Raw genomic sequence first — 24789 nt, forward strand, 5'->3', positions numbered from 1 at the left:
CTATCATAATTTCGCCGAGCGCCGAACGGAAATTGCCCGCTTACTCATCATGCCCTTCCCCATGCCGAAGCCTCAACGCCGCCTGATAGAGTGTTTTCTTGCGCGCCCCGGTAATCTCGACTGCCAGTGCGACAGCGGTTTTGATCGGGCATTCTTTCAGTAAACTCCCAAGCACTCTTTCCTGTTCGGACGTCAGTTCCACCGGTTGATCCGATTTCGGCGCACCTTCGACGAGGATCACGAACTCCCCTTTCTGCATGTTCCGATCGGATTCGACCAGCGCCGCCGCTTCGGACAGCGTCGTTTTGACGATCGTTTCGTGCAATTTGGTCAGCTCCCGGGCGATGACGAGCCGGCGCTCCGGCGGCAATACCTCTTTCATATCCTGCAAGGATGCCAGCACCCGATGGCAGGACTCGTAAAAAATCCAGGTGTCCGGTGAATCGGCTTTTGCCTTGAAAAAAGACTTTCTTTCCGATGACGTCCTCGGCGCGAAACCTTCGAAAGAAAACCGGGAGGTGGGCAATCCGGCCGCGGACAAAGCCGCAATCAGCGCACAGGCGCCCGGCAGCGGCGACACCTCGATCCCGGCATCCCGGGTCGCCTGCACCAACGGCATACCGGGATCGCTGACCAGCGGCGTCCCGGCATCGGAAACCAGCGCAATCGACAGGCCCGCCCGAAGTTTTTCGAGCAGATCGGCTGCGGCGCGCTCTTCATTATGCTGATGCAGCGAGACGACTTTCCGGTTGATGCCGTAATGCTGCAGCAAGGCTTTGATATGCCGCGTATCCTCGGCGGCGATCAGATCGACCCGCTTGAGCGTTTCCACCGCCCGGTAACTGATATCGCCGAGGTTCCCTATCGGGGTCGCCACCACATACAATTTGCCGCATTCGCTCATTATCCGTCCGCCTCAAAGAGCGTTCGCAAGACAGTTACGAAAAACTATGCCAAAATCCTCCGGCCATCGAGCAAGCACTTGTTAACCGCCAAAGCGGGCGATTATAACCCGGCTAACCGTCAGCAATCTTTTTTCTCTATGAAGAACGATCCATTCAACCTGCTAAACCTGCTAGCCAAACTCCCAGCAAAGGCACCTCACCTTTTGCGCGGCGATGCGGCGGAAGAAAAAGCCCGGCAATTTCTGATCGGCAAAGGGCTGACGCCGATATCCCGGAATTTTCGCTGCAAGCAGGGCGAACTCGACCTGATCATGCAGGACGGGAAAATTTTGGTGATCGTAGAAGTCAGATTCCGCAAATCCGGCCGTTACGGAAGCGCCGCGGAAAGCATTACCCGCACCAAGCAATCGCGTATAATAGCCGCAACCCAGGTTTATTTAATTCGGCAAAAACTCGACTGCCCGGTCCGCTTCGATGTGGTGGCGATCACGGGGAACGGCGGCATCGACTGGATACCCCATGCTTTTTCAGCGTAAAACTAACGGACATGAGTTTACAAGAACGCGTCATCGATCATTTCACGAACAGCATCCAGACCCAACAGGAAGCCGTGGTCAATCTGTCCGAACTGATCGGCTTCGCTTCACAGCGCCTCGTTCATGCCCTGCTCAACGACAAGAAAATCATCGCCTGCGGCAACGGCGGCTCGGCAAACAACGCGCAGTTGCTGGTCGCGTCGCTGATCAATCGCTATGAGCGCGACCGCCCCTCGCTGCCCGCGATTGCGCTGGGCACCGGCATGACCATGCTGACCGCGATCGCGAACGACATGCAATACGACGATATTTTCGCGAAACCGCTCCGGGCGCTCGGACAGAGCGGAGACATTCTGGTTGTGTATACGATCGGCGGGCATTCCGCAAACATATTGAAAGCGGTCAACAGCGCCCACGACAAAAACATTTCGGTGATCGCGCTGACCGGCCAGGAAGGCGGCAGCATCGCCCCGTTATTGCATGAAAACGATCTGGAACTCCGCGTACCGTCAAATTCGGCCGCCCACGTCCTGGAAACGCACCTGATGATTACGCACTGCTTGTGCGGCCTGATCGACTACCAGATCTTCGGCGGCTGATTCGGCCGGATTACCGGGTTCCGAACACCACGATCGTCTTTCCGTGGGCAGTGATCAATTTTTTTTCCTCCAGCTCCTTCAGAACGCGTCCGGCCATTTCCCGGGAACAGCCGACCAGCCGGCCGATCTCCTGGCGGGTGATATGCAACTGCATCCCGTCCGGATGGGTGAGCGCATCGGGCTGCTTACTCAAATCGAGCAGCGTTCTGGCGATGCGGCCTTCCACATCCATGAAAGCTAAATCACAGAACCTGCGGCTGGTCATCAACAACCGCGACGCCAATTGATCGCCGAGCATATAGAGCAAATCGGACGCATAGGCCAGCAATTCCTTTTTCAATACCTGCCTGAAACGGTCGTAACCGATCTCGGCCAATTCGCAGGGACTGCGCGTTTTTACGCTCACCTTGCGTACTTCCATTCCTTTGAACACCCCGACCTCGCCGATGAATTCATTCTTATTTAGATAGGCTAGAATAATCTCCTGATTTCCCTCCTCGTCTTCGGCAAAAATACTGACCGAACCTTCGATGATGAAATAGAGCCGGTCGCCGACATCGCCAGGCCTGATCACGGTCGCTTTGGCCGGATATTTTTTTCTATGGCATAAATGCAGGAATGCGTTCAGGGCTTCCTGATTGGTTGCTGGCGTGTTTTTTAACATAATGCTTCCCACGAAATGCTCCCCACGAATGATCCTAACCAGAAGTATTTTTGGCTGCATCGAGTTTAGCAAAAAAACCGCATCGCCTCGGATAGAGCCTTTATATTTTTAATTTTATTTTACAGCGACTTAGGAGGCAGTAACGACTGTTCCGCATTCTGCCGAAGCCCGGTAAAACCGCTAATTCTTTCCGGACAGACACGCAACCGCGGCTGCCGGCGCACAATCGGCCGCGGACATCCCGTTTTCGTTTGATGATGCCGGGAATAAAGCCGAGAAATCGAGATAAGGCTTTCCCATCGACTCGGCCAACTGCCTCACCAGAAAACGCCCGATGCCCGCACCGACGAAAGGGCCGGAACCGGAAAGAGCGCTTCGCGCTAACTGCCTTTCGCAGCCCAGCCGGATTCTTGATAATTGTTTCTCGCGCAGATGGTGGGCCAGCCTTTGCCACCGAGGCAATTCGGCAAGATCGAAATCGCAGCCGATCATCCGCGACAAACGCCTGGCGCTGGCGAGTACCGACTTCTCCGCACCGTCCGCCGTATCCGACTGATCGTGCACTTCGTCCAGCTCGCCGGTCAGCCGGTACACATCGGCCGCCGTCGCAAAATATTCGGCCATCAGACCCACCTCTCTGCCCTGGTCCTCTACGCTTTCGGCGAACGCCATCACGGCGGTTCTGACAATGCCGGTATAGACCAGTTCTTGCGTCGCCAAACGCTCATAATCGCTATAGCCTTCCGCAGCTACCCGCCCGCGATCGAGCAGCAGAATATCGGTAGTAGTGCTGCCGATGTCGACCAACAGGCCGCTGCCGACTTTTCGCGCCGCATAGCTTGCGCTGGCCAGCCAGTTGGCGGAGGCTATCGCTGCATAATGGTTATGATTGACCTTTGAAGCATCCAGAAAACCCAGCCTGCCGGCATAAACCAGAAGCTCGCCCCCTGGCAATAGCTCGACCATGGTAGCGAGGATCGTTTTGACCCCGTCGTCGCGGCCTGCAAACAAATCAACCAATTCGCCGGTCATCGTGATTGCGTGGCGATAAGAAACCGTGGGCAATTCACTTAGAATCGCCTCGACCGCGGAACGGAGTTTGTCCATTCCCTGCCATAACGGGCACGGCTTTTGAAAAACCGCGGTCAATTCGCCGCGACCGTTCATTACGGCAGCCTTGACATGCGCCCCGCCGATATCCCAGCCGATCATTTCATTCGTCATCTGTTTTCTGGTTAATTTGAACGGTTACCGTTTTATCCGCTCTGCGCCGGATCACAGGATCGCCCTGCAATAACTGCAACACCAGTGCGGCAACGTTGACACCCAAAGCCTCGTTCAAGCCCGCGAAAGAAGAGGTCAGCCGCGGATTGACTTCCAGGACCCGCACTTGTTCGGCCGTTTCGATCAGGTCGATGCCGGCATAACCCCACAGTCCGGGCATCGCTTTGGCCAGGCGGCCGACCAGCTCCCGATAGGGGCCCGGATCTTCTCTGTAATTGACCTGAATGGCGGCCAACCGGTACTGATCGTCCACCATATCGAACTCCTGCCGATTGACCGACAGCAGCCAGGCCCGCCCGCTCTTGAACAAGCAGGACAGGCTGGTCTTCTCGCCGTACAGATGAGGCTGAATAATGTAGCTTCCTGTTCCTCGCAAGCGCTCGACGGTCCGCGCGAACGTCCCGGCATCGCGGATCAGGCAACTGCCGCCGCCCGCTCCGTCGACCGGCTTGACAATCGATTCTCCCTGAAAAACGGAAACCTCTTCTAGACGGCAGGTGTGGACGGTCGGAATTTGCCGGTACCGCAAACACCGATAAGTCTCGTATTTATCCCCCGCCAGCCGCACGGCCTCGGAGCCGGACCCCAGGAGGGTCCTGCCGAGTCTTTCAACCGTGCCAGACAGCGAGAACAAGATCCCTTCGAACTCCGGCGCAATCGGCCAGACCGCATCCTGCCGCTCAGCCAACTGCTCGAAGCGGATAAAACAGTCGTCTTGGCGGCCAATCAAGACCGTCCGGACATTTGGCGGTACCCTGTCGCCCGACAGGCGCGCATCCAGCATGACGGTAATCTCCAAATCCGGAATTTCGCCCAGACCTTCGAGCAAAGCCTTCAGCATCAACAGGCCTTCGCGCGCCAGCGAATCGGGCAGTTCTTCCCGATTACAACCGCCGCCGCTGATGTATTCGAATACCAGAATCTTCATGTCCTTACCTCCACCGACATCCTTGTATCAGCCCGCAGCATCGAAGGAGATCCCGATGCCCAAAACGGAATATTGTATCATTGCCGCCATATACCTTATTCGGATGGAGCCTTTGAATTCATGCAAGTCATTCCGGTCATCGACCTGAAAGGCGGAGTCGCCGTTCACGCCAAACAAGGCAGGCGCGACGCCTACCTGCCGATCCATACCGCACTGTGCCCTTCGGCGGACATTTTCGACGTGGCCGAAGCTTATCTGGAGTTATACGATTTCCGGACTTTTTATATTGCCGACCTGGATGCACTGGAGGGAAAAGGCAGCCATGAGGCATTGATCCATGCCGCAGCCGAACGCTTCCCGAACCGAAATTTCTGGCTCGATCGCGGCTTGCCCCTTTCAGCCCCGGCTTCGCGGCGGCCGTCAAATCTCAAAACGGTGCTGGGAAGCGAATCGTTTCGGACCGAGACACTAAGCCTGCTGGACACCTACGCAAAAGATTTCGTTTTATCGCTGGATTTCAGAGGCATGCGGCTGGGTGCGGAGAGCCTGTTTACAAACCCCGAGTATTGGCCGAACGATATCATCATCATGACGCTGGAGCGGGTCGGCAGCGACTCCGGCCCCGACATCGAGAAACTGGCCGCCTTCCGCAAGGCTTATCCCGGTAAAAATTTCATCGCCGCAGGCGGCATCAGAAACCGGGAAGATTTGGCAGCCCTGCAAAAAATCGGCATACAACAAGCCCTAGTGGCGAGTGCACTGCATTCAGGCGCCATCGGACGCGCCGACCTTGCCGCCTTATAGGCAAAAAAATACCCCAACGAGTGGGGTATTTTTATCAGGCTTATCTAAGCTTGAATGCCGATCAACCGGCAGCGAACGGGTGCTTCGCAGTCGCTTTGCCGGCAACCACTTCAGCCGCAGTCGGAGAGCCTGCAACCGCACGCGCGATCGCTTCCTTGGTCGCTTTATAGTTGTATTCCTGGATTTTCGCGTCGTCTTCAGCCGCCCAGTGAATGAAAACACCGACGCTGATGAACAGATCGTCAGCTTCATCGGCAGGAATGGTGCCGTCTTCAACGCTGTCGGCAACCGCCATTGCTACGCCGCGTTGCGCTGGGCCAAACATTTGCACGGCTTGTTTTGCGCCTTTGATCGTAACCTTGTTGAACAAAATTGTTGCCGGTTTAACCATCAGGTTGGGAGCCACAACGGCCAGCAAAGTGGAGAAACCGTCCTTGTTGTTTGTCAAGGCGATTGCAAATGCGCTTTCAGCAGCTGAGCCTCTTGGACCAATGATCAGGTCGATGTGCGCAACTTCGTTGCCTTCGCCCACTAAAGATTCACCCACTAACAATTTATTGATTTTAGCCATGCTTGTTTTCCCCTGTGAAGAAAAATAAAAATTAGACAAATATAATCACCGTGGTCGGCCGACGTTTGCGATTGACACAGCTAGGCCTAGCGGAATCAAGCGCTTGATATATCTTCCAACCATACGGTAAATAAAGTTGCTACGGTCAGATCAGCCGTCGTGCCGGGATTGATGCCCTGCGACTTGAATTCCTGATCTATCTGATAGAGCAACGGTAATGTTTGCTCGGGATTTTCCGCTTGCTGCAGAGCGTCCTCGAGCGCAGCCATCCTGGCGACAACCATCCCGGTGTATTGATTACCATATTTCCTTTCAATGTGACTATCGGGAAACCGGCGCAGCAATCCAACATAAACAGCCAGAGCAGCCCAATTACGACCAATCCTTCCACGTATAACATTGTAGTATACTTTTGTGGAGAAATCGAATATATCTTGATACCCTGAACTATATTGAAAAGCTATACGATCCCTCGAAGCCGCCAATTTCATCGCTTCGAGCAGATTCACCGTCGCTTTTTGATGCACATCCTGCTCGCCGGCACTGCCGAGACCGCCCGGCGCAGCCAGCGTGATCGCCCTGAAAACCCAATCGGCGTCCTCGATCGTTGTTGACGACAACACCTGCGTCAAAGCCTGCCTTAAACTGACGGGCTCGGGTTTATCGGCCGCCGCCCGTACCAGCGGCGCGCACAGCAACACGATTCCCAGGTTGGTGTTGCAACCGACCGCCTCCCGCGTGGCTTTCACCGCATAATAGATTTTTTCGCCGAGCGAATAGGCGGGATTGCACAACGGCCCGGAGCTCGCTTCGGCGCTGCGCCTGAAATCGGCCACCGTCATGTCGTGGCCGTCCGCATAAACGCTGACATTGCCCGGCTTGAACGCCTGCAGCTCGATCTCGCAGGCTTCCCGGTACAGGGCTTCGAGCCGATCGGGAGCGATCATCGGATTTCGATCGCCGGCGGCTGAACACAACCCAGCCCCAAATAACGGCCGAGCAGATCTTCGGCCAGCAACGCCGCGATATTCACATCACAGACGCTTTCCAGCCCTTTCCAGGCTGGCACGCTGTTCACCTCGATCACGGTATAGCGGCCGTCCCGATCAAGCATGATGTCGACCCCCGCATAATCCATGTCGAGCGCCAGCGTCGCCCTGACCGCCAGCTCGGCCAGCTCGGCGCTTGCCTCGATCCACTCGCACTCCGCGCCCTGCGCGACGTTATTCAGCCACGACTTGCCGCGCCGCCGCATCGCCGCGACCGCGCGGCCGTTGATCACGAACACGCGATGATCGTGATACCCCTCGCCGGCGGCATGCACGAACCGCTGCAGGTAGTAGACGCCGCGGCTCGACGTCAGCCAGAACAGGTCGGTCATTTTTTCGATCCGGCGGATGCCTTCGCCCTGCGAACCGAACAGCGGCTTGCTGATCAATAAATGACCGTTTCGCAGTTCGTTCTCGGCGATCCGCCGCGCTTCCTCCGGATCGCGCAATACCCAGGTCGGCGGCGTCGGCAGGCCGGCGCGCTGCAGCAGAAAACTGGTCATGCCCTTGTCGACGCTGCGCTCGATCGCCCGGCCGTCGTTATAGACCGGAATACCGAGGAGCTTCAACGCATGCAAAACATCCAGATACAGCACCACTTCTTCGAGCGAACCGCCCGGCACCCCGCGCACGAAGGCCGCCTCCGGAAGCGCGTGCTCGAACCCGGGAATCCAGAGCGGCAATTGCCCGGGCGCCGGCGTCAATCGGCATTCGGCCAGCGAGACGTATTCCGCGCGATAGCCGTGTTCGGCAAACGCTTGCGTCAGTTGCCTGCCGTGCCAACCCGGATCATCGGTAAAAATCGCAATGCGGCGCACGAATGTCCTTTAGGCGCCGAAAGACTGGTCAAGCAAGGCATTGTCGAGCTTGCCGGCGCGGAAGCTCTTGCCCGACTCGACCGCCGTCACGATTACGCTGGCCGGGCTGAACAGCATCGGATCGATCTTGAAGAAATCGTATTCGTAATGCTTGAAAATCTCCGCAAACGGCTTGCCGTAGTCCTTCGAAGTCGAGCTCGGCAATTCATTAGCAAGTTTTTCGGCCGCTTCGTCGCTGCCTTTCACGAACAGATGGACTTGGCCTGCAAACAGGATCGCATCGTTCGTCCGCCCCATCGCCTTCACGAAGTTCGGATGCGGCGGACACAGCGGCGCACTGCCGAAGCCGTCGACGATGTTTTCGAGCGGGAAATGCAAGGCATGGGCCTTGTGCATCGCGACTTCGAGCACGCGCGCGACGACCTGCAGACCGCCAGCCAGCGAACTGGTCGGCGTCACGATCACGGTCAGCTTGCCGGGGTCGACCTTGCAGGCGGCGGCGACTTTTTCGACGATTGCCGGCGGCGGAACCGCATCGTTCTCGATCACCAGCACGGTCGAATCGAAACTGTCGCGGTAACCAAGTTCCTTGTACAGTTCCTCGACCGGTTCTTCATTGCCGTCTTTGATTTTGGCCGCCATCGCCCGGGCCGGCCCCGAACCCAACGCATAATATTTTTCGTGCGACAAACTCCAGCCCGCATACTGGCTACCGAGGCATCCCAACACCGGATTGCCGGTGTGCACATTGACCGTCAACGGCCAGTGGGCGGTATAAGGACTGTGGCTCAGCGTAACCGTTCCCATCCCGCCGAGGCAGATTTCGGCGATGATCCGTCCGGCTTCGAGGCCGCCCGGCACCTTGATACCCGCGTCGATGATCGTGCAGCCGTTGTCGAGAGTTTCGACCGCCACCCGCAGCTTGTCCGCATTGGCAATCAAATGCTGCACCAGGGGTTGGGTCAATTTATTCACACTCGCTTGATATTCCATAATTAAACCTTGATTAATCGATTGAAAATTTGTTGCTGCCTGGCCGCCAACTCCGCCTCCACCCGCTCCGGATCGCTTCGGCGGGAAATCACGCTGCACACGGGTTGCCCGGCATGACACAAGGCGCCGACCTCGGGCCTGTCCATCACCCATTCGGGCCAGACGAGCCCTTCGGGAATCCTGAGGTCTCTATCGGCATAAACAATCCGGAAACCGGCAAATCCCTTCTGCGCCGGCAACGCCTCCGGAAGGGCGCCCTGGCAGGCTGCGATATGGCAAGTCAGCAATTCGCCATAACACTGCATACTCGCAGACGGACGCGGATTGATCTCCAACCCATAGATCCGCTCGCCGTCCTGAATGAAATCGAGCGTGTTCAGACCTTTCAACCCAAAGGCCCGGGCACACTGAGACAGCCAGCCGGCCAACTGGACTTTCTGACCCGCGGATAAAATTGCATGATTAATGAGGCCGGAAAAAGCAAATTCAAGGCCGGCGCTTAAATCGGCATGAAATTGGGTATGGAAGCCGACTACACATGCCTTGTGCGTATCGGCCAAAAACAAGACGGAGCCCGGCGTTCCGGCCTGGAATTTTTGCCAGTAAACGCCGCGATCGGCTAAACCGGAAGAATAACGGCGAATACCCAGGCCGCCCTGTCCCTGCATCGGCTTGACCAGCCAACCGCCGCCGTCGGAGTCGGGCGCGACAAACGACACCGCCGGGAAGGGAATCCGCAGATCGGCCAGCACCGCAAAAAACGCGGCTTTGTCCTGGAGGCGGCGGAAGACGGCGGGCGCATTCCCCAGCAGCGTCATTCGCCGATCCAGATAATCCAGGGTTTCCGGATAAGGCTCCACGCCGCTGCCGTAAACGGCTCGACCAACCCCGTAACGCCCGACAAGACCATCCAGAACCGGGGCGACCTCTTCGATCGCCAACGACGGCAGACGGCAGACCTCGAACGCGTATTCACGGGTGTCCAGATCGGCATAAAGATCGATCACCAGTGCTTTCAGGCCGGCCTTGCAAGCCGACTCTGCCAGGATACGGCCGGAACCGGCAATGATCAGTAAAAAATCGGAGGAATTCAAATGCTGCGCAGGACCCAAGGTTGCGTCAAAAAACAATCCTTTTAGGGGGCCTACTCCACGGCAACCAGACCGCCGCTGTTGCGGGCGCTCGCGCTGGAGAAAGCCAAGGTACCGCCGGCCGCGAATTTCCGTTCCGCCATTTCGATCAGGGCAGCCGCGCGATCGGCGCCGTTCACCATGCAAAAACCGGTCGGCCCCCAGGAGGTCTGTCCGACCGCGACCGCGCCCTGCTCGGCCAGCCACTGCATGGCCGAGGCCACTTCGGGACTGGTGTAAATGCCGCCCTGGACCGCCGCAAAATGCTCTCCGACCGACCGCTGCAGACGCGTGATCACCTCGCCGAACCTGGCGATATCGTTCTCGGCGATCGCAGGCAGCGCCTGCATCAATAACAGGTAGCACAACTGCTCGGCCTCGCGCCGAGGGAACAAGGGCAGTGCCTGGAACGCCTGAATTTCCTGCAAACCGTGCAGGCCCTGTCCGCGCCTGTCGAAGACCAGGATAAACCGCCAGGCCTCCGGAATCGCCATCCGGACCAGCAGCGGCGGCGTAGCCGTGTGCTCGCCGCGCCCCCCGTCGACGACCAGCCCGCCTTGCTCGAACACGCCGATCCCGATACCGGAGCGCTGCCCCCGAACCGTCACCTGGGCGATGTCGCGAACATTCAGTCCCAAACCGTAAAAAGCGTTCAACGCCGCCCCGATCGCAAGCGACATCTGGGTACCCGATCCCAAACCGACATGCTCCGGTATCGCGCTTTCGATCCGGATTTCGAGCGCATCGGAAACACCCAATGCTTCGCACAGCCGCGTCAGGCATTTCTCCGCGCGCGCAGCCGAAGGCCCCGCAACACTGCGCCGGTCCGAGCCGGTTACCGTCAGGCGCGTCGCCTGCTCATTCAGCGCCACGCCGATGCTGCCGAAATGCCTTCCCAGGGCGCCGCTCAAATCGATAAACCCCATATGCAGCCGGGCCGGCGCGGTCACCGATACTTTCTGATGTCGAAATTGCAAAGGATCAGATCGAAAGTTGCATTGAAAAACAGGATATTATACACAAACCGGCCGGCGGCGGCGAACTAGCCCAGCCTCCCCGGCAGTTCCGCCAGATCGTTCAGCACGAACCGGCAGCGGGCCAGCGTTGCCGCATCCACCGGCCGCATCGAAGGCACCATCACCGGCAAGGCCGCCGCTTCGAAAGCGGCTTCGATGCCGGCGGGCGAGTCTTCCAAGACTAGGCAGCGGCCGGCCTCAACCTTCAGCGCGGATGCCGCCTGCAGAAAAATATCGGGCGACGGCTTGGGGCGCCGGACGTGATCGCGCGCGACGACGACCGGAAAAACGCCGGAGAGCCCCGCCAGCGCCAAACAGGCCTCCGCGTTAACCAAAGCGCTGTTCGTTGCCAGGCAAAACGGAATCGCTTCCCGGTTCAGATAATCCCGAAGCGAGTGAAAACCGGTCTTGACCTCGATCCCATGCACCGCCACATAATCCCGCCAGCAGTCTGCCGTCAGTCGGTTGAATTCGCCGGGATCGAAACCGGGGCCGCAAAAGCTTGCGATCTGTTGGAGCACCGCATCGCCCGCCAGCCCCGCCAGTCCTTCGAGAAAAACGTCCGGAAAATCGTAACGCATGGCCCGTCCCGCTTCGCGCCAGGCCGCCCGGTAGGTCTTTTCGGTATCGAGCACCAGCCCGTCCATGTCGAAGATGACCGCCGAAATATAGGCCCGCTTAATCATGGATGACCCGGATATGTTCGCCGTGCGCCTCGCGGCTGGAACCGACCACGATATGCCGGACGCCTTCGGCGTTCCGTTCGAGCATGCCGGCCACCTCCACCGTTTCGCCCTTGCGCGCCTGCCCGGCATAAGTCGCGGTAAAACAGACGATCGCCGCAATCGAATCGTGCTCGATCCGGTAAACGGACGGATAGCCGAACGCCTGCTCGTCATCCGTAATCCGGCAAGTCAATGTAACCGGTTCGAGCTTTTGATAACGCTGCGGCCTGTCCGATTCGTTTTGCTCGACCCAGCTCAAATCGAACTTGCGCCCATTCACCAAGGCCTTGTTGAATTTCCGCTTTTCATGCCAGACATACTCCTCGAAACTCAACGAACAATTCCGGCGGCGATACGATGCCTGCCAATCGCGGTCGCTCAGATCCTGCAGGCGATCCTGTTCGATCAACGCGCTCACGCCGGCGCGGCAGCGATGAAAAACCTCGCTCCCGTAGCAAACCAGATCGATATCGGAACTTGCTTTTTGCACGCCGACCAGCACCGACCCCGTGATGCCGATCCGGTTCAGGTCCACCCCTTGCTGCCTCAGCAATTCGCCAAGTTCAAAAACGTCGCGCTCGACCGGATCGTGGCGAAACTGCCGCATGATATGCCGAAAACGGTCCTTCGGCCGATGGTGCCTGACGATCCGTTCGACGTCCACCGCATGCAGGCGCGCATCCAGAATCGGCGAATAATGCAGATAATGAGGATGATTTCGGTACAGGAAGGCGTTCGCCTCGTCGGTCGCCTGCTTATGCCAATGGCCTTCGGCGTTTATGTAGCGTAAAAAGCACAGAGCCTTGCCTTGTTCGAGATGCGGATCGACAACTGCGAACAAGAGACCTTCGGCCGTTTCGATGAAATCTTTGGGAGAAAACACGGAAGATATTGAAGAAAAAAGGACGCAAGAAAACAAGGCCGGGCAGCGCTGAAATCGTTAAATCAAACAGCCGTGACCGGCGTATTCCGGGCGGGTAAAAAATGATGCGTACGCTTGCCGTACGGGCCTGAAACGCTGCCATTAGCGGACATTATAGCAAATCGCACTGCATCGCTATCTTCATCAGCTCCGCGAGACTGTCCGCCTGCAATTTTTCCATGATGCGCGCCCTGTGCGCATCGACGGTACGATTACTGACCTTCAGGATTTTGGCCGACTCCTTGTTGGAATGGCTGCTGATGACCAAGCGCAGGACCTCCATTTCGCGCGGCGTCAGTTGCGCCAGCCGCTGCAGAATCTCGCGCTTCAGGGACTGCTGGAATCGGGCATAGATATCCTTATGGATGCCCTCGGCGATGCGCTCCAGCAGCACGCTGTTTTCGAAAGGCTTTTCCAGGAAATCGATGGCGCCCGCACGGAACGCTTTCGCGGAATCGGCCACTTCGGCATGGCCGCTGATGAAAATGATCGGAATATCGAGGCTCCGTTCATTCAATGCCTTCTGCAGTTCGAGGCCGCTCATTTCCGGCATTCTGACGTCCAGCAACAGGCAGCCCGGCCGTTCGGGGTCGTAACAGTCCAGAAATTCCAGAGCGGAAGCAAAGCTTTGTACATCGAACCCGGCCGTTTCGATCAGCAAGGTCAACGAATCGCGGACCGCAAACTCATCGTCTACCAGATAAACCATCGCGTCGTTCCGTTCAAAAACCATTCGCCTGCTCCTTTGAAGGTAAAGTGATATAAAAAGTACAACCGCTGCCGGGCAGGCTCGTGAAACGCAACGTGCCGTGATGCGCCTCGATCAGCGAGCGGCTGATCGACAGCCCCATGCCCATGCCGTTTTTTTTGGTCGTATGAAAAGGGGTCATGATTTTCGCAAGTTCGGCGGTGGCAATGCCGGGCCCGTTGTCTTCGACTCCGATTTCGATGAACCGGCGGCCATCCAGACGGGTATGTATCGCAAGCCGGCGCGGATGATCGTGAGCAAGATCTTTCATCGCTTCGATCGCGTTTCTGAGCAAATTCAGCAACACCTGCTCGATTTGGACCTCATTGACATAGACCGGCGGCAAATCATCCGCCAGATCCAGGCCGAGCTTGATATCTTGCAGCTTGATATCGTCCGCACACAGCCCAATGCAATCCCTGATCAGTTGATTGATGCAGACCAGTGTCCGTGTAGCGGTTTTCGAACGGATAAAATCGCGCATGCGGTGAATGATCTGGCCGGCGCGCAGCGCCTGCTGATGCGTTTTGGCGAGAATCCCGGCCAGTTTTTCGGTATCTAACTGAGACATTTTAAGCAGGTTCAAGCTGACTTCCGTATAGGCGACGATGGCGGTCAGCGGCTGATTCACTTCATGCGCGATGCCCGAGGCCATCTCGCCCATCAAGCCGAGGCGGGTGACATGCGCCAACTCTTCCAGGTGCTCCCGGTTTTCCTGCTCCTGCAGCTTGCGCTGGGTGGTATCGCGCAGGATGCCGGTAAAATAAATCTCGCCGTCGATGCAAAATTCGGCCAACGACAAATCCAGCGGCACGCTCCACCCGCCTTTGTGCCGGGCTTCGACCTCCCGTATGCTGCCGATGATTTTGGAATGGCCGTGATCGATATAGTCCTTTATATATCGGCCATGCTGTACGGCTTGCTCGGGCGGCATCAGCAGATTGATGCTCCTGCCCACCAGTTCCTCCTCGGTATAGCCGAGTATCGCCTTGACTGCGGCATTCGCGGTGACTACACAGCCGTTCCGGTCTATCGTGATGATGCCTTCGACCGCCGCATTGAAAATCGAGTTGAGCTTGGCTTCCCGCTCCCGCAGGCGCTGCTTCGACTCCTCAAGCGCCGCAATATTCCTTCTCAACGCCTGATTACTCTCGGTCAGCTCGCGCGTCTGCTCAGCCAGTCTTCGCTCCAGCGTTCCGATCCTTTCTTCAGACGCCAGCAGGCTTTGTTGGGCGATAGACAGGCATTTTCGCAATTCGGCGACTTCCGCCGGCGCCTTATCGCAAAATCCGGGGACGGCTGATGAATTGGATTCAGAAGTCATAAATCGATACACCGGCAATGGCCAGGCGCCGCTATTGTATATCCGTTAGAAATAAAGGGGAACGCCGCGATCTTTAACTCGAGCGGAGATTCTACAGCATCGAGAACCCGCGGAAATTATATTATCTTGACAATTTCATGATAAAAGCCTCGGTAAACGCTTGCGCTCGGTGAATACTGAGACTTCGGTCTTCATCAAAAAGCTCAATTTCGCATAGGTATTTGTACGAATTGCCGAATGTCGATTGTTGTTGCTAGCATTCCAAAGTCATTAAGCTATCGATTATTTCAGGAGATCCAATGAATATACCCGATAAATCCCTGAATACTGATGCATATGGAAATACGGACCCCGACAAATTCCGACTGATGGTTGAGGAACGGGCTTACTTTAAAGCCGAAAGGCGAGGATTTGCAAACGGACATGAGCTGGACGACTGGCTGGAGGCCGAACAGGAAATCAGCAACCAGTGTCGCTATTGGTATTTGGATAACGACCCCTCCTAACCTCAGGGCATTTTTTGAACCCTATCTGAAAAAAACGAGGTATACCATGAGACGCAATATCCGTGTCAATAATGCCGTCGCGTATACGCCGGAAATAAGCAGACGCTGCGTCGCCTATCATGAAGCCGGTCATGCCGCCGCCATCTATCTGCTCAACCGGATACGCAACATTCCTCCGCTCTTATTCAATCTGAGATTCAGCGTCATTCACTCCGATACCGTTACCGATTTTCAGACCGCTTACGAAAACTATATCGCCTGCATTGAAGGCGGACGCCTGCTGCACACTTTACCCGATACGCTGGACGATTTCCGGTATATATCGGTAGAAAACGGGCAGGATTGGATTCGCACCCGGGAAAATTTATTGAACGCCTTCGACGCGGACATGATCAACCTGCTCGCAGGCTCCCTGGCGGAAGCCAAATTTGTCGCGGAAATGGATGACGAAATCTTTACCTACCGGCTGGTCGACCCGCCTGCACTGGAAAATTACGGCGGTTCCTTCGATCTGGCGCTGATCGAGGACTACTTGCAGCGCTACTCGCCCGATCAACAGACACGGGATCAGAAATTGAACCAATTACACCAGGTAGCATTCAATTTCATAAATGATTATCATAACTGGCGCGCCATCTCCAAGCTTGCGGAATTTATACTTGCGGCCGATAAGGATACGATTTGCTCCGAAGAAGTCGCGACAATCTTGGGAGAGTAAAACCTCCTGCACAGGCTTTTTTAATGCGTCGAACGCAGGCGATTTCATCGCCGCAGCATGGGTATCGATCTTTAATTCGGATCGATAAAAAACGCCTCGCAGACTCTCCCATCGGGATAAAAAACCAACCTCCGGGAAAACCTCATGGAAAAGCGTGAAAACGATATTGTGAAATTAGTGATCGCATCTTTAAGCCAGTTTATTGACTTTTTGAAAAACCTGCCGGGACGCGCGATGAATCTTTTGAGCGGCAAGGAACGGCCGGTCGATCTGAATAAAGCGCCGGACATGGATCCGAAGCAAAAAAGGATCATCATTTTTACGCTTGGCTTCATCCTGCTGCTGCTCGCCTTCAATAACCTGCAGGAGATCCGCCAGAGCGAAATCCCGTTCAGCCAGTTCATGACATTGATGCAGGAAGGGAAGATCGACAAAGTGGTCGTCTCGGAACATTACCTCAGCGGCGTCATTAAACCCGAAGCCGGCGAAAGCGCAGGCAAACCTTTCACGACGGTGCCGCTCTGGCACTCCGACCTGGCTGAAATGCTCGCCAAGAACAAAGTGGATTTCGTCGTCAGAAGCGGCGACAACTGGCTGTCCAATCTGATTTTCAACTGGATCATTCCGATCTTCATTTTCGTGTTCATCTGGTCTTGGCTGCTTCGCCGCAGCGGCGCCGCCGCCGGCCCGCAGGCATTTCTGAACATCGGCAACAAGGCCCGGATCCAACAGGATACGCAGCCGAAAATCACCTTCAAGGATGTCGCCGGCGCCGACAGCGCCAAGCAGGAGCTCGGCGAGTCGATCGACTTTCTGAAAAATCCGGAAAAAATCCAGAAACTCGGCGGCCGCATGCCGAAAGGCGTGCTGCTGGTCGGACCGCCCGGCACCGGCAAAACTCTGCTCGCCCGCGCGGTTTCGGGCGAAGCGCAAGTACCGTTTTTCAACATCAGCGGTTCGGAATTCATCGAGCTGTTCGTCGGCGTCGGCGCGGCCCGCGTTCGCGATTTATTCGAACAGGCGCGCAACAAGGCGCCCTGCATCATCTTCATCGACGAACTCGATGCGATCGGCCGCTCGCGCGGCGGCCCGGTAGTCATGGGTGGGCACGACGAACGCGAGCAAACGTTGAATCAGCTGCTGACCGAAATGGACGGCTTCGACACCTCAGTCGGGGTCGTGGTGATGGCGGCCAGCAACCGGCCCGAGGTGCTCGACAAGGCGCTGCTCCGCGCCGGCCGCTTCGACCGCCAGATCATCGTCGACAAGCCCGATCTGCAGGACCGCATCGAAATCCTGAAACTGCATACGCAGAGAATGATCCTGGCCAAGAACATCGACCTTGCAGTGATCGCCCGGCGTACGCCCGGCCTGGTCGGGGCCGATCTTGCGAATATTGCGAATGAAGCCGCGATTCTGGCGATTCGCAACGGCCATACGCAGGTGGAAATGCAGGATTTCGAAGCCGCGATCGACCGCATACTGGCCGGTCCGGAAAAGAAGAGCCGGGTGTTGAACCCGGAAGAAAAACGCCGGGTCGCTTTTCACGAGGCAGGACACGCGCTGGTCGCAGAAACCGTACCGACCGGCCAGCCCGTGCATAAGATCTCGATCATTCCGCGCGGTGTAGCAGGACTGGGGCATACCTTGCAACTGCCGGTCGAAGAAAAATTCCTGGCGACCGAAGACGAACTGAAAGACCAGATCGCGATTCTGATGGGTGGACGGATGGCCGAGGAAACCGTTTTCGGCACTGTTTCGACCGGCGCGCAAAACGACCTCGAAAAAGCGACCGAAATCGCGCGCAGTATGGTTTGCAGCCTCGGCATGAGCAAGAAGCTCGGGCCGCCGGTCTACGGCAGGCGCCAGCATTTGCAGTTTCTGGAAACCGAAGTCTCCGAATACCGCAATTACAGCGACATCACGGCCAGCCTGATCGATGCCGAAATCAAGATGCTGATCGAGGAAGGCGAAAGCCGGGCGCGCGAAATTCTGACTACAAAACGCACACTGCTCGATAAACTGGCTAATCTGCTGCAGGAAAAAGAAGTCGTGAACCGGGAAGAAGTCGTCGCTCTGATGGGCAAGTAATTTTCACCATAAGGCAGATTTTATTGATCCAATGCGGGCTCAGCGAGATGGATTTGCCCGCAATGGCAGCCAAATGTTGTTCAACATCAAAATTTAACAGGAGAAGCCAGCTGCCTCCGGGGCGGGCAGACTTCCTGACTGGCGGAAAAAACGGGTGAATCCGCTCGAACAATCGTCCCTCGAATATCTCGATGACTCGAAACCAGCAAACAAACGATTCACGCGGTGCCGCTCCATACAAATGGTCGGCCAAAGTCACGCGCGAAAGCAATGCCCTTAGCCTGGAACAGGGGGTCTTTACCTGGAAAGATCCGCAGCGGATTGCCGAATCGCTGAGGAATTCGGCCGAAGCAAGCACGCGCCGCAAGGCCGAGCCGTTCCGCTCGGCAATGTCGATGCTGGTATTTTATGTCAACCGCGCCGGCAAGAATCTGGATCCCGAACAGAAGCAAATCCTTGAACAGGCCAAACGGGCGCTGCGCGAATTGTATGGAAAAAATGAGAGAGACCCGCGACCTCAACAAGCGCCCATTGAAATGAGGTTGTCGGCAGACACCTCGTTTGGACGGCGAATCCGGGCAAAATCGTCGGAAGCCAAGCCAGCCGGATAAGCGAAGCCCGTCCTCCGAAAAAACCGGGCGAGCCGCCGCGAAAAACAGGACTTTCGGAGAGAGGCTTTTCTCCCCGCCTTGAAACGGAGAGAAAAGTCGATCTGATGTTATTGATCGAAATTGAAATAGGTCGTGGGCTGGTCGAAGTCCTCCCAAACATACTCCGATTGCACTAGGCTGTCGGTCGGAAGCGGACTGGTGATCACGTCGAATATCCCTGTCGCGGTTCTGCCGAGCGTATGGAGCGTGCCCAGAACCAAGCCGCCCGGTCCGCCGGCAATCGGATTGGTTTTATCGCTAACATAAGCGATATTTTTCGGCACTTCGCCAATGCCGGTAAATAGGTTTGCAAACCCTCGCGTAAATTTCGCGGACACATCGGAAACATAGCCTTCCGCCTGGCTGGGCGGAGCATACACACTGACCATCAAGGCGGTAGCCAACAACATACGATTAAATTTCAACATGAGTCTCCCCTTGTTTATTTTTTGTCATAGATAATAGTTTCGAATCGCTACTTGATTATAGATCAATTAAGCCGTGTGATCAAAAAAATGCGCCTTACTGATTTTCTTGCCGATGCCGCTCGGAAAACAGGTTGAAAAATTGTTTCGCCGTCCTGCCGCTTTTTGCAGCCCGCCTATGCGCAAACTCCAGCGCCTCCCGGTGCAATCGATCCCGATCGCCGCTATAGGCGGGAAAATAACTGTCGACGATGTTCAGGTAAGTCTGGGCCGAATGCGGATAGAACGCCAGCCATAAACCGAAACGGTCCGACAGCGAAATCTGTTCTTCGACCGCATCGGAATAATGCACCTCGCCATCCACCAGACGAGTGTCGAGGTTATCGCTCATCCGTTCCGGAAGCAAATGGCGGCGATTCGACGTCGCATACACCAGTATGTTCTCGGGCGGCAACTCGATCGAACCTTCGAGCACGCTTTTCAGCGACTTGTAACGGCGGTCGCGCGCTTCAAACGAGAGATCGTCGCAGTAAACGATGAAGCGTTGCGGCAGTTCGCGGATTTCGTCGACAATCTCAGGCAAGTAAACCAGATCCTGTTTATCCACTTCAATGATCCTGAGCCCCTGTTCCCGGAATTCGTTCAAAAGCGCCTTGATCAGCGATGACTTGCCGGTGCCCCGCGCCCCCCAGAGCAAGGCATTGTTGGCCGGCATGCCGGCCAGGAAACGTTCGGTATTGTCGAGCAATTGCCGTTTCTGTTCGTCGATGCCGACCAGATCCTTTAGCCGGATCGTATCCAGACGGGCGACAGGCCGTAAATATTCTTTATTCTGCCGCCAAATGGCCGCATAAGTCGTATGCCAATCGTTGGGCTTCACACTATGATCCTGAGATTTAAAGACAATGGAAACTTGAAAAAACCGCCTGTTCAAGAAACAGTAAAGTATCGGGAAAATGCGCCTAAAGCAAGGAATCAATCTGATATGCTTTCAGGCTACGGATAAGCTGAAATAAACGTTCGCTTCCCCCTTTGAAAAAGGGGGATCGAGGGGGATTTAATTGAAAAATCTCCCCTAAATCCTCGGCAATCGCTCCTGCATTACCCTACCTCCTGCATCCATGCAGTCGTCTTTTTCAAAGAGGAGGACTGAACGCATACGTCGCTAAAAAGCGATGCAATGCGAATCGGTTAAAACCGGGAAATTATTTCCGCCCAAATCCTAAAATAAGGTTGAAGACGCATTTATTACTCTGCCTGAGATTTAAGACAGTAACATTTGCATCCAGCGAAACGGGAAATGAAATCCAACTTCAGCCTTCCAAATGGTATTTCACGATCCGCTCGACCTCGTCTTTGGAGCCCAGGATCACCGGCACGCGCTGATGCAGGCTCTGCGGCTTCACGTCGAGCATCCGTTCGCGGCCGGTCGAGCAGGCGCCGCCGGCTTGTTCGACGATGAAAGCGACCGGGTTGGCTTCGTACAGCAAGCGAAGCTTATACGGTTTTTTCGGATCGCGGCTGTCGTAGGGATACAGAAAAACGCCGCCGCGGGTCAGAATCCGGTACACCTCGGCAACCAACGAAGCGATCCAGCGCATATTGAAATTCTTGCCGCGCGGACCATCCGTGCCCTGCACGCATTCGTCGATATAGCGGCGAACCGGTTCTTCCCAAAAACGCTGATTGGACATATTGATCGCAAATTCGCGGGTATCTTCAGGAATCGTCATGTTGCGATGGGTCAGAATGAATTCGCCGATGTCCTGATCCAGCGTAAAGCCGTTTACACCATGGCCGGTCGTCAGCACCATCATCGTCGAAGGCCCGTACAGAACGAAGCCGGCGCAGACCTGCTCCGCGCCTTTGCGAAGGAAATCTTCGGGTTCGGCATCCACACCTTCGCGGCAGCGCAGAATCGAAAAGATCGTGCCGACGGTCAGGTTGATGTCGATATTCGACGAGCCGTCCAACGGGTCGAACAAGACCAGATATTTGCCTTTCGGATATTGCGGGGGAATCTTGATCGGCTCGTCGACTTCTTCGGACAGCATGCCGGCCAGATGCCCCGTCCAATCCAGCGCCTCGACCATGATCTCGTGGGTAATGATATCGAGTTTCTTCTGCACCTCGCCCTGCACGTTTTCGGATTCGGCACTGCCGAGCACCCCGATCAGGTTGCCGCGATTGACCTTATGCGAAATCTGTTTGCAGGCGGTAACGATGTCGTTCAACAGCATCGTAAACGTTCCCGACGTACCGGGATACTCGCGCTGCTGTTCGATCAGGAATTGGGTCATCGTGACTTTGTTGGCCATGAATTGTCGGATCTCCGTTGTAGTTCGTTTCTTACCTGCCAATTATACCTGTTTGGTCCGCATCGATGTGCCCGAATTCCCGAGCTGCGGCGGCTGGCCGGCAAATTGTCGCGCCGGTTTCGCAAATGCGGATTTTATGTTATATTTACCATAAATGAGAATGATTATTGATAACTGAGTCAATTCAGTAAACGATTCAATTTAAAGGCTATTTTATGTTGATTGACTTAAAAAAACTGGCCGTCGGCGATCTGGCGAAAATCGTCGGCTTCGACAAAGCGGGCAAAGCCTACCGCAAGCGCCTCCTGGCGATGGGGCTGACGCCCGGCACCGAATTCAGCGTGACCCGCTTCGCGCCGATGGGCGATCCCGTCGAGATCCGCCTGCGCGGTTTTTCTCTCACCTTGCGTAAAGACGAAGCCGCGGTCCTGCAAATCGAGAAGCTCTGATGGCCGCCGATTTCACGGTCGGCGTGGTCGGCAATCCCAATTGCGGCAAGACCACTCTTTTCAATGCGCTGACCGGCGCGAAACAGCACGTCGGCAACTGGCCCGGCGTCACGGTCGAAAAAAAGACCGGCGAGTATGCCTTTGAAGGTAAAACGATCGAACTGGTCGATCTGCCCGGCACTTATTCCCTCGAAGCCTCCGACGACCAGGTTTCCCTCGACGAAAAGGTCGCGCGCGATTTTGTTGCGGCCCGCGAAGCCGACCTGATCGTAAACATCGTCGATGCCTCCAGCATCGAGCGCCAGCTGTATCTGACTTCACAGCTGATCGAAATGCGCACGCCGATGATCCTGGTGTTGAACATGATGGATGCGGTCAAGCAGCGGGGCATCAAGGTCGACATTCCTTACCTTGCAGAACAACTTGGCTGTCCGGTCGTGCCGATCGTGGCCTCGACCAAACAAGGCATCGGCGCGCTCAAGAAAGCGATCAATCAGGCCGCTCTCGCCAAGCCGACCCCCCATTTGAATATCGATTACGCGCCCGCGCTGGAACAGGCTATCGCCGAACTCGCGCCGCAGCTTGCCGATGCCGCGGCGCGGCAGCATTGCGATTTGCGCTGGCTGAGCATGCGCCTGCTCGAAGACGACACGCTGGCGCGGAAAATCGCCGGGCCTTCGATTATCGAAACGGTCAAAACCTTGCAGCGCCGCATCGAACGGGAAACCGACGACGAAATCGACATCCTGGCCGCCGACGCGCGCTACGGCTTCGTGAACGACCTCACGCAGGCCTCGGTCTGCAAACAGCACGAAGTCAGCCGCCATACCTCCGAAAAAATCGACACCATCGTGTTGAACCGCTTTCTGGGCATTCCGATCTTTCTGCTGGTGATGTACGCGATGTTCATGTTCACGATCAACATCGGCAGCGCATTCGTCGACTTTTTCGACCAGGCCGCCGCGGCGTTGCTCGTCGACGGCCTGGGACGGGTCTTGTCCGATTGGGGCCTGCCCGAATGGCTAACCGTGCTGATCACCCGAGGCATCGGCGGCGGCATGCAGGTCGTGGCGACCTTCATCCCGATCGTCGGCTTCCTGTTCCTGTTTTTGTCCGCGCTAGAAGATTCGGGCTACATGGCGCGCGCCGCGTTCGTGATGGACCGTTTCATGCGCATGATCGGCCTGCCCGGCAAATCGTTCGTGCCGATGATCGTCGGCTTCGGCTGCAACGTGCCCGCGATCATGGCGACCCGGACGCTCGAAAACCCGCGCGACCGGATCCTGACCAACCTGATGAACCCGTTCATGTCCTGCGGTGCCCGCCTACCGGTTTATGCGCTGTTCGCGGCCGCGTTTTTCCCGGCCAACGGCCAGAACCTGGTCTTCGGCCTGTATCTGTTCGGCATCGGCGTCGCCGTCCTGACCGGGCTGATCATGCGCCATACCCTCTTCAAGGGCGAATCGTCGCCGTTCATCATGGAACTGCCGGTCTACCACCTCCCTACCCTGCACGGCGTGCTGATCCGCACCTGGGACCGGCTCAAGTCGTTCCTGTTCAACGCGGGCAAAGTGATCGTGCCGATGGTGCTGGTGCTGAACTTTTTGAATGCGCTGGGTACCGACGGCAGCTTCGGCCGCGAAAACAGCGACAAGTCGGTCCTGAGCGAAATCGGCCGCGGCCTGACGCCCGCCTTTTCGCCGATGGGCATCAGGAACGACAACTGGCCGGCGACAGTCGGCATCTTTACCGGCGTACTGGCCAAAGAAGCGGTCGTCGGCACTCTGAATGCCTTGTACAGCCAGATGAATGCAGACTCTGCAGCGGTCGCAGCCGAGGCATTCGACCTGAAAGATGCCCTGGTTGCCGCACTGCAGACCATCCCCGAAAATCTGGCTGGCGTCGCCAACAACGTGCTCGACCCCCTGGGCCTGAACATCGAAACCGCCAGCAGCGAACTGGAAGTCGAAACCGCCGCCTATGCGGCGATGCGGCAAAGCTTCGACGGCCAGGCCGGCGCCTTCGCCTACCTGCTGTTCATCCTGCTGTATGCGCCCTGCGTCGCCGCCACCGCCGCGATCTACCGCGAAACGAACCGCGGCTGGACCGTTTTTGTCGTGCTCTGGACCACCGGCCTCGCCTACATGACCGCGACAATATTTTATCAGGCGATGACATTCGGCCATCATCCGGCGAACTCGCTGGCCTGGATCTTAGGCCTGACGGCCGTCTTTGCCTGCGTGATTGGGGGATTATGGCGGTACGGCAGACAATCCGGCCCGACTATCAACAAAGGAGCCGCCGTTGATCCTGTCTGACCTGCGCAACTACATCAAAGCGCAGCGCCGCGTCGCGCTGCTCGACTTGGCCAACCATTTCAACGTCGATGCCGACGCCCTGCGCGGCATGCTCGGCAAATGGATCAGCAAGGGCAACCTCCGCAAACTGCCTTCCGGCACCGCCTGCGGCGGCAGCTGCTGTAAGTGCGATCCGGCGTCGATCGAGCTTTATGAGTGGGTTGATACCCAATAAAGAGCGGAATGAAAGCGGGCAGGCTGGGTTGAGGAACGAAACCCGGCAAGTTCGGGCACAGGCTACGCTGGGTTTCCGCATAGC

The 24789-nt window shown here is 56.5% G+C and carries 27 protein-coding genes; 10 read left to right on the forward strand and 17 right to left on the reverse strand.

Features of this window, described 5'->3' with window-relative positions:
- Positions 1-40: 40 nt before the first annotated feature.
- Positions 41-904 (reverse strand): 16S rRNA (cytidine(1402)-2'-O)-methyltransferase, encoded by an 864-nt coding sequence (gene rsmI / locus METAL_RS17040; RefSeq protein ID WP_005374323.1) that lies wholly within the window; start codon positions 902-904, stop codon positions 41-43.
- A 138-nt stretch (positions 905-1042) separates the two neighbouring features.
- On the opposite strand from rsmI, the gene METAL_RS17045 reads away from it, so the two are divergent.
- Together METAL_RS17045 and METAL_RS17050 are read left to right on the forward strand one after the other, a co-directional pair.
- On the forward strand, positions 1043-1441 hold the full coding sequence (locus tag METAL_RS17045; RefSeq protein ID WP_051040413.1) for a YraN family protein: 399 nt from the start codon (positions 1043-1045) through the stop codon (positions 1439-1441).
- A gap of 11 nt (positions 1442-1452) precedes the next feature.
- Positions 1453-2040: a D-sedoheptulose-7-phosphate isomerase gene (locus tag METAL_RS17050; protein WP_005374326.1), complete on the forward strand. Its 588-nt coding sequence runs from the start codon at positions 1453-1455 to the stop codon at positions 2038-2040.
- 10 nt (positions 2041-2050) lie between these two features.
- Here METAL_RS17050 and crp read toward each other — a convergent pair whose 3' ends face one another.
- The 3 genes from crp to METAL_RS17065 form a co-directional block, all read right to left on the reverse strand.
- Positions 2051-2704: a cAMP-activated global transcriptional regulator CRP gene (crp, locus tag METAL_RS17055; RefSeq protein WP_005374328.1), complete on the reverse strand. Its 654-nt coding sequence runs from the start codon at positions 2702-2704 to the stop codon at positions 2051-2053.
- A gap of 180 nt (positions 2705-2884) precedes the next feature.
- Positions 2885-3928, reverse strand: coding sequence for a hydantoinase/oxoprolinase family protein (locus METAL_RS17060; RefSeq protein WP_005374329.1), 1044 nt, complete (start codon positions 3926-3928; stop codon positions 2885-2887).
- Positions 3918-4916 carry an ATP-grasp domain-containing protein gene (locus METAL_RS17065; RefSeq protein ID WP_005374331.1) on the reverse strand — a complete coding sequence of 333 codons (999 nt, stop codon included), beginning with the start codon at positions 4914-4916 and terminating at the stop codon, positions 3918-3920. Before METAL_RS17065 ends, METAL_RS17060 begins: the two co-directional genes overlap by 11 nt.
- A gap of 120 nt (positions 4917-5036) precedes the next feature.
- Here METAL_RS17065 and METAL_RS17070 point away from each other — a divergent pair, with 120 nt between their 5' ends.
- On the forward strand, positions 5037-5720 hold the full coding sequence (locus METAL_RS17070) for a HisA/HisF-related TIM barrel protein (RefSeq protein WP_005374333.1): 684 nt from the start codon (positions 5037-5039) through the stop codon (positions 5718-5720).
- A 61-nt stretch (positions 5721-5781) separates the two neighbouring features.
- Here METAL_RS17070 and fae read toward each other — a convergent pair whose 3' ends face one another.
- From fae to METAL_RS17120, 10 genes are all read right to left on the reverse strand, one after another.
- Positions 5782-6291, reverse strand: a complete 510-nt coding sequence (fae, locus tag METAL_RS17075; RefSeq protein ID WP_005374334.1) for a formaldehyde-activating enzyme — start codon at positions 6289-6291, stop codon at positions 5782-5784.
- Positions 6292-6386: 95 nt separating this feature from the next.
- Positions 6387-7238 (reverse strand): triphosphoribosyl-dephospho-CoA synthase, encoded by an 852-nt coding sequence (locus METAL_RS17080; RefSeq protein ID WP_005374336.1) that lies wholly within the window; start codon positions 7236-7238, stop codon positions 6387-6389.
- Positions 7235-8158, reverse strand: a complete 924-nt coding sequence (locus METAL_RS17085) for an ATP-grasp domain-containing protein (protein ID WP_005374338.1) — start codon at positions 8156-8158, stop codon at positions 7235-7237. Before METAL_RS17085 ends, METAL_RS17080 begins: the two co-directional genes overlap by 4 nt.
- A gap of 9 nt (positions 8159-8167) precedes the next feature.
- Complete coding sequence (mch, locus tag METAL_RS17090) at positions 8168-9151, reverse strand: methenyltetrahydromethanopterin cyclohydrolase (protein WP_005374340.1); 984 nt, start codon at positions 9149-9151, stop codon at positions 8168-8170.
- A gap of 2 nt (positions 9152-9153) precedes the next feature.
- On the reverse strand, positions 9154-10281 hold the full coding sequence (locus METAL_RS17095; protein ID WP_245549407.1) for an ATP-grasp domain-containing protein: 1128 nt from the start codon (positions 10279-10281) through the stop codon (positions 9154-9156).
- 14 nt (positions 10282-10295) lie between these two features.
- Positions 10296-11258, reverse strand: a complete 963-nt coding sequence (locus METAL_RS17100; protein WP_005374343.1) for a beta-ribofuranosylaminobenzene 5'-phosphate synthase family protein — start codon at positions 11256-11258, stop codon at positions 10296-10298.
- A 65-nt stretch (positions 11259-11323) separates the two neighbouring features.
- A complete protein-coding gene (locus METAL_RS17105; RefSeq protein WP_005374345.1) occupies positions 11324-11983 on the reverse strand; it encodes an HAD family hydrolase in 660 nt (219 codons plus the stop codon).
- Complete coding sequence (locus METAL_RS17110; protein ID WP_005374347.1) at positions 11976-12905, reverse strand: hypothetical protein; 930 nt, start codon at positions 12903-12905, stop codon at positions 11976-11978. The genes METAL_RS17105 and METAL_RS17110 overlap by 8 nt, the downstream gene beginning before the upstream one ends.
- Positions 12906-13056: 151 nt before the next feature.
- A complete protein-coding gene (locus METAL_RS17115; RefSeq protein ID WP_005374349.1) occupies positions 13057-13677 on the reverse strand; it encodes a response regulator transcription factor in 621 nt (206 codons plus the stop codon).
- Positions 13667-15016, reverse strand: coding sequence for a two-component system sensor histidine kinase NtrB (locus METAL_RS17120; RefSeq protein ID WP_005374350.1), 1350 nt, complete (start codon positions 15014-15016; stop codon positions 13667-13669). Before METAL_RS17120 ends, METAL_RS17115 begins: the two co-directional genes overlap by 11 nt.
- Before the next feature lie 299 nt (positions 15017-15315).
- Between METAL_RS17120 and METAL_RS17125 the strand changes: the two genes are divergently transcribed.
- From METAL_RS17125 to METAL_RS17140, 4 genes are all read left to right on the forward strand, one after another.
- A complete protein-coding gene (locus tag METAL_RS17125) occupies positions 15316-15522 on the forward strand; it encodes a DUF2934 domain-containing protein (protein WP_005374352.1) in 207 nt (68 codons plus the stop codon).
- Between the two features lie 46 nt (positions 15523-15568).
- A complete protein-coding gene (locus METAL_RS17130; protein WP_005374354.1) occupies positions 15569-16240 on the forward strand; it encodes a hypothetical protein in 672 nt (223 codons plus the stop codon).
- Between the two features lie 234 nt (positions 16241-16474).
- On the forward strand, positions 16475-18331 hold the full coding sequence (gene ftsH, locus METAL_RS17135; protein ID WP_425357675.1) for an ATP-dependent zinc metalloprotease FtsH: 1857 nt from the start codon (positions 16475-16477) through the stop codon (positions 18329-18331).
- A 191-nt stretch (positions 18332-18522) separates the two neighbouring features.
- Complete coding sequence (locus METAL_RS17140) at positions 18523-18942, forward strand: DUF3175 domain-containing protein (protein WP_005374362.1); 420 nt, start codon at positions 18523-18525, stop codon at positions 18940-18942.
- Positions 18943-19049: 107 nt separating this feature from the next.
- On the opposite strand, the gene METAL_RS17145 is transcribed toward METAL_RS17140, so the two are convergent.
- From METAL_RS17145 to METAL_RS17155, 3 genes are all read right to left on the reverse strand, one after another.
- On the reverse strand, positions 19050-19409 hold the full coding sequence (locus METAL_RS17145; RefSeq protein WP_005374363.1) for an exosortase system-associated protein, TIGR04073 family: 360 nt from the start codon (positions 19407-19409) through the stop codon (positions 19050-19052).
- Positions 19410-19503: 94 nt separating this feature from the next.
- Positions 19504-20286, reverse strand: a complete 783-nt coding sequence (locus METAL_RS17150) for an ATP-binding protein (RefSeq protein ID WP_005374364.1) — start codon at positions 20284-20286, stop codon at positions 19504-19506.
- 433 nt (positions 20287-20719) lie between these two features.
- A complete protein-coding gene (locus METAL_RS17155; protein WP_005374365.1) occupies positions 20720-21724 on the reverse strand; it encodes a class 1 fructose-bisphosphatase in 1005 nt (334 codons plus the stop codon).
- Between the two features lie 215 nt (positions 21725-21939).
- On the opposite strand from METAL_RS17155, the gene METAL_RS17160 reads away from it, so the two are divergent.
- Genes METAL_RS17160 through METAL_RS17170 form a run of 3 tightly spaced genes read left to right on the forward strand, consistent with a single transcriptional unit; the run spans position 21940 to position 24705 of the window.
- Positions 21940-22173: a FeoA family protein gene (locus METAL_RS17160; protein ID WP_005374366.1), complete on the forward strand. Its 234-nt coding sequence runs from the start codon at positions 21940-21942 to the stop codon at positions 22171-22173.
- Positions 22173-24491 (forward strand): Fe(2+) transporter permease subunit FeoB, encoded by a 2319-nt coding sequence (gene feoB, locus METAL_RS17165; RefSeq protein WP_005374367.1) that lies wholly within the window; start codon positions 22173-22175, stop codon positions 24489-24491. The genes METAL_RS17160 and feoB overlap by 1 nt, the downstream gene beginning before the upstream one ends.
- Positions 24478-24705: a FeoC-like transcriptional regulator gene (locus METAL_RS17170; RefSeq protein ID WP_005374368.1), complete on the forward strand. Its 228-nt coding sequence runs from the start codon at positions 24478-24480 to the stop codon at positions 24703-24705. The genes feoB and METAL_RS17170 overlap by 14 nt, the downstream gene beginning before the upstream one ends.
- The last annotated feature ends 84 nt before the right edge of the window (positions 24706-24789 follow it).

Origin of the sequence: Methylomicrobium album BG8, assembly GCF_000214275.2 — a bacterium.
Classification (GTDB): Bacteria; Pseudomonadota; Gammaproteobacteria; order Methylococcales; family Methylomonadaceae; genus Methylomicrobium; species Methylomicrobium agile.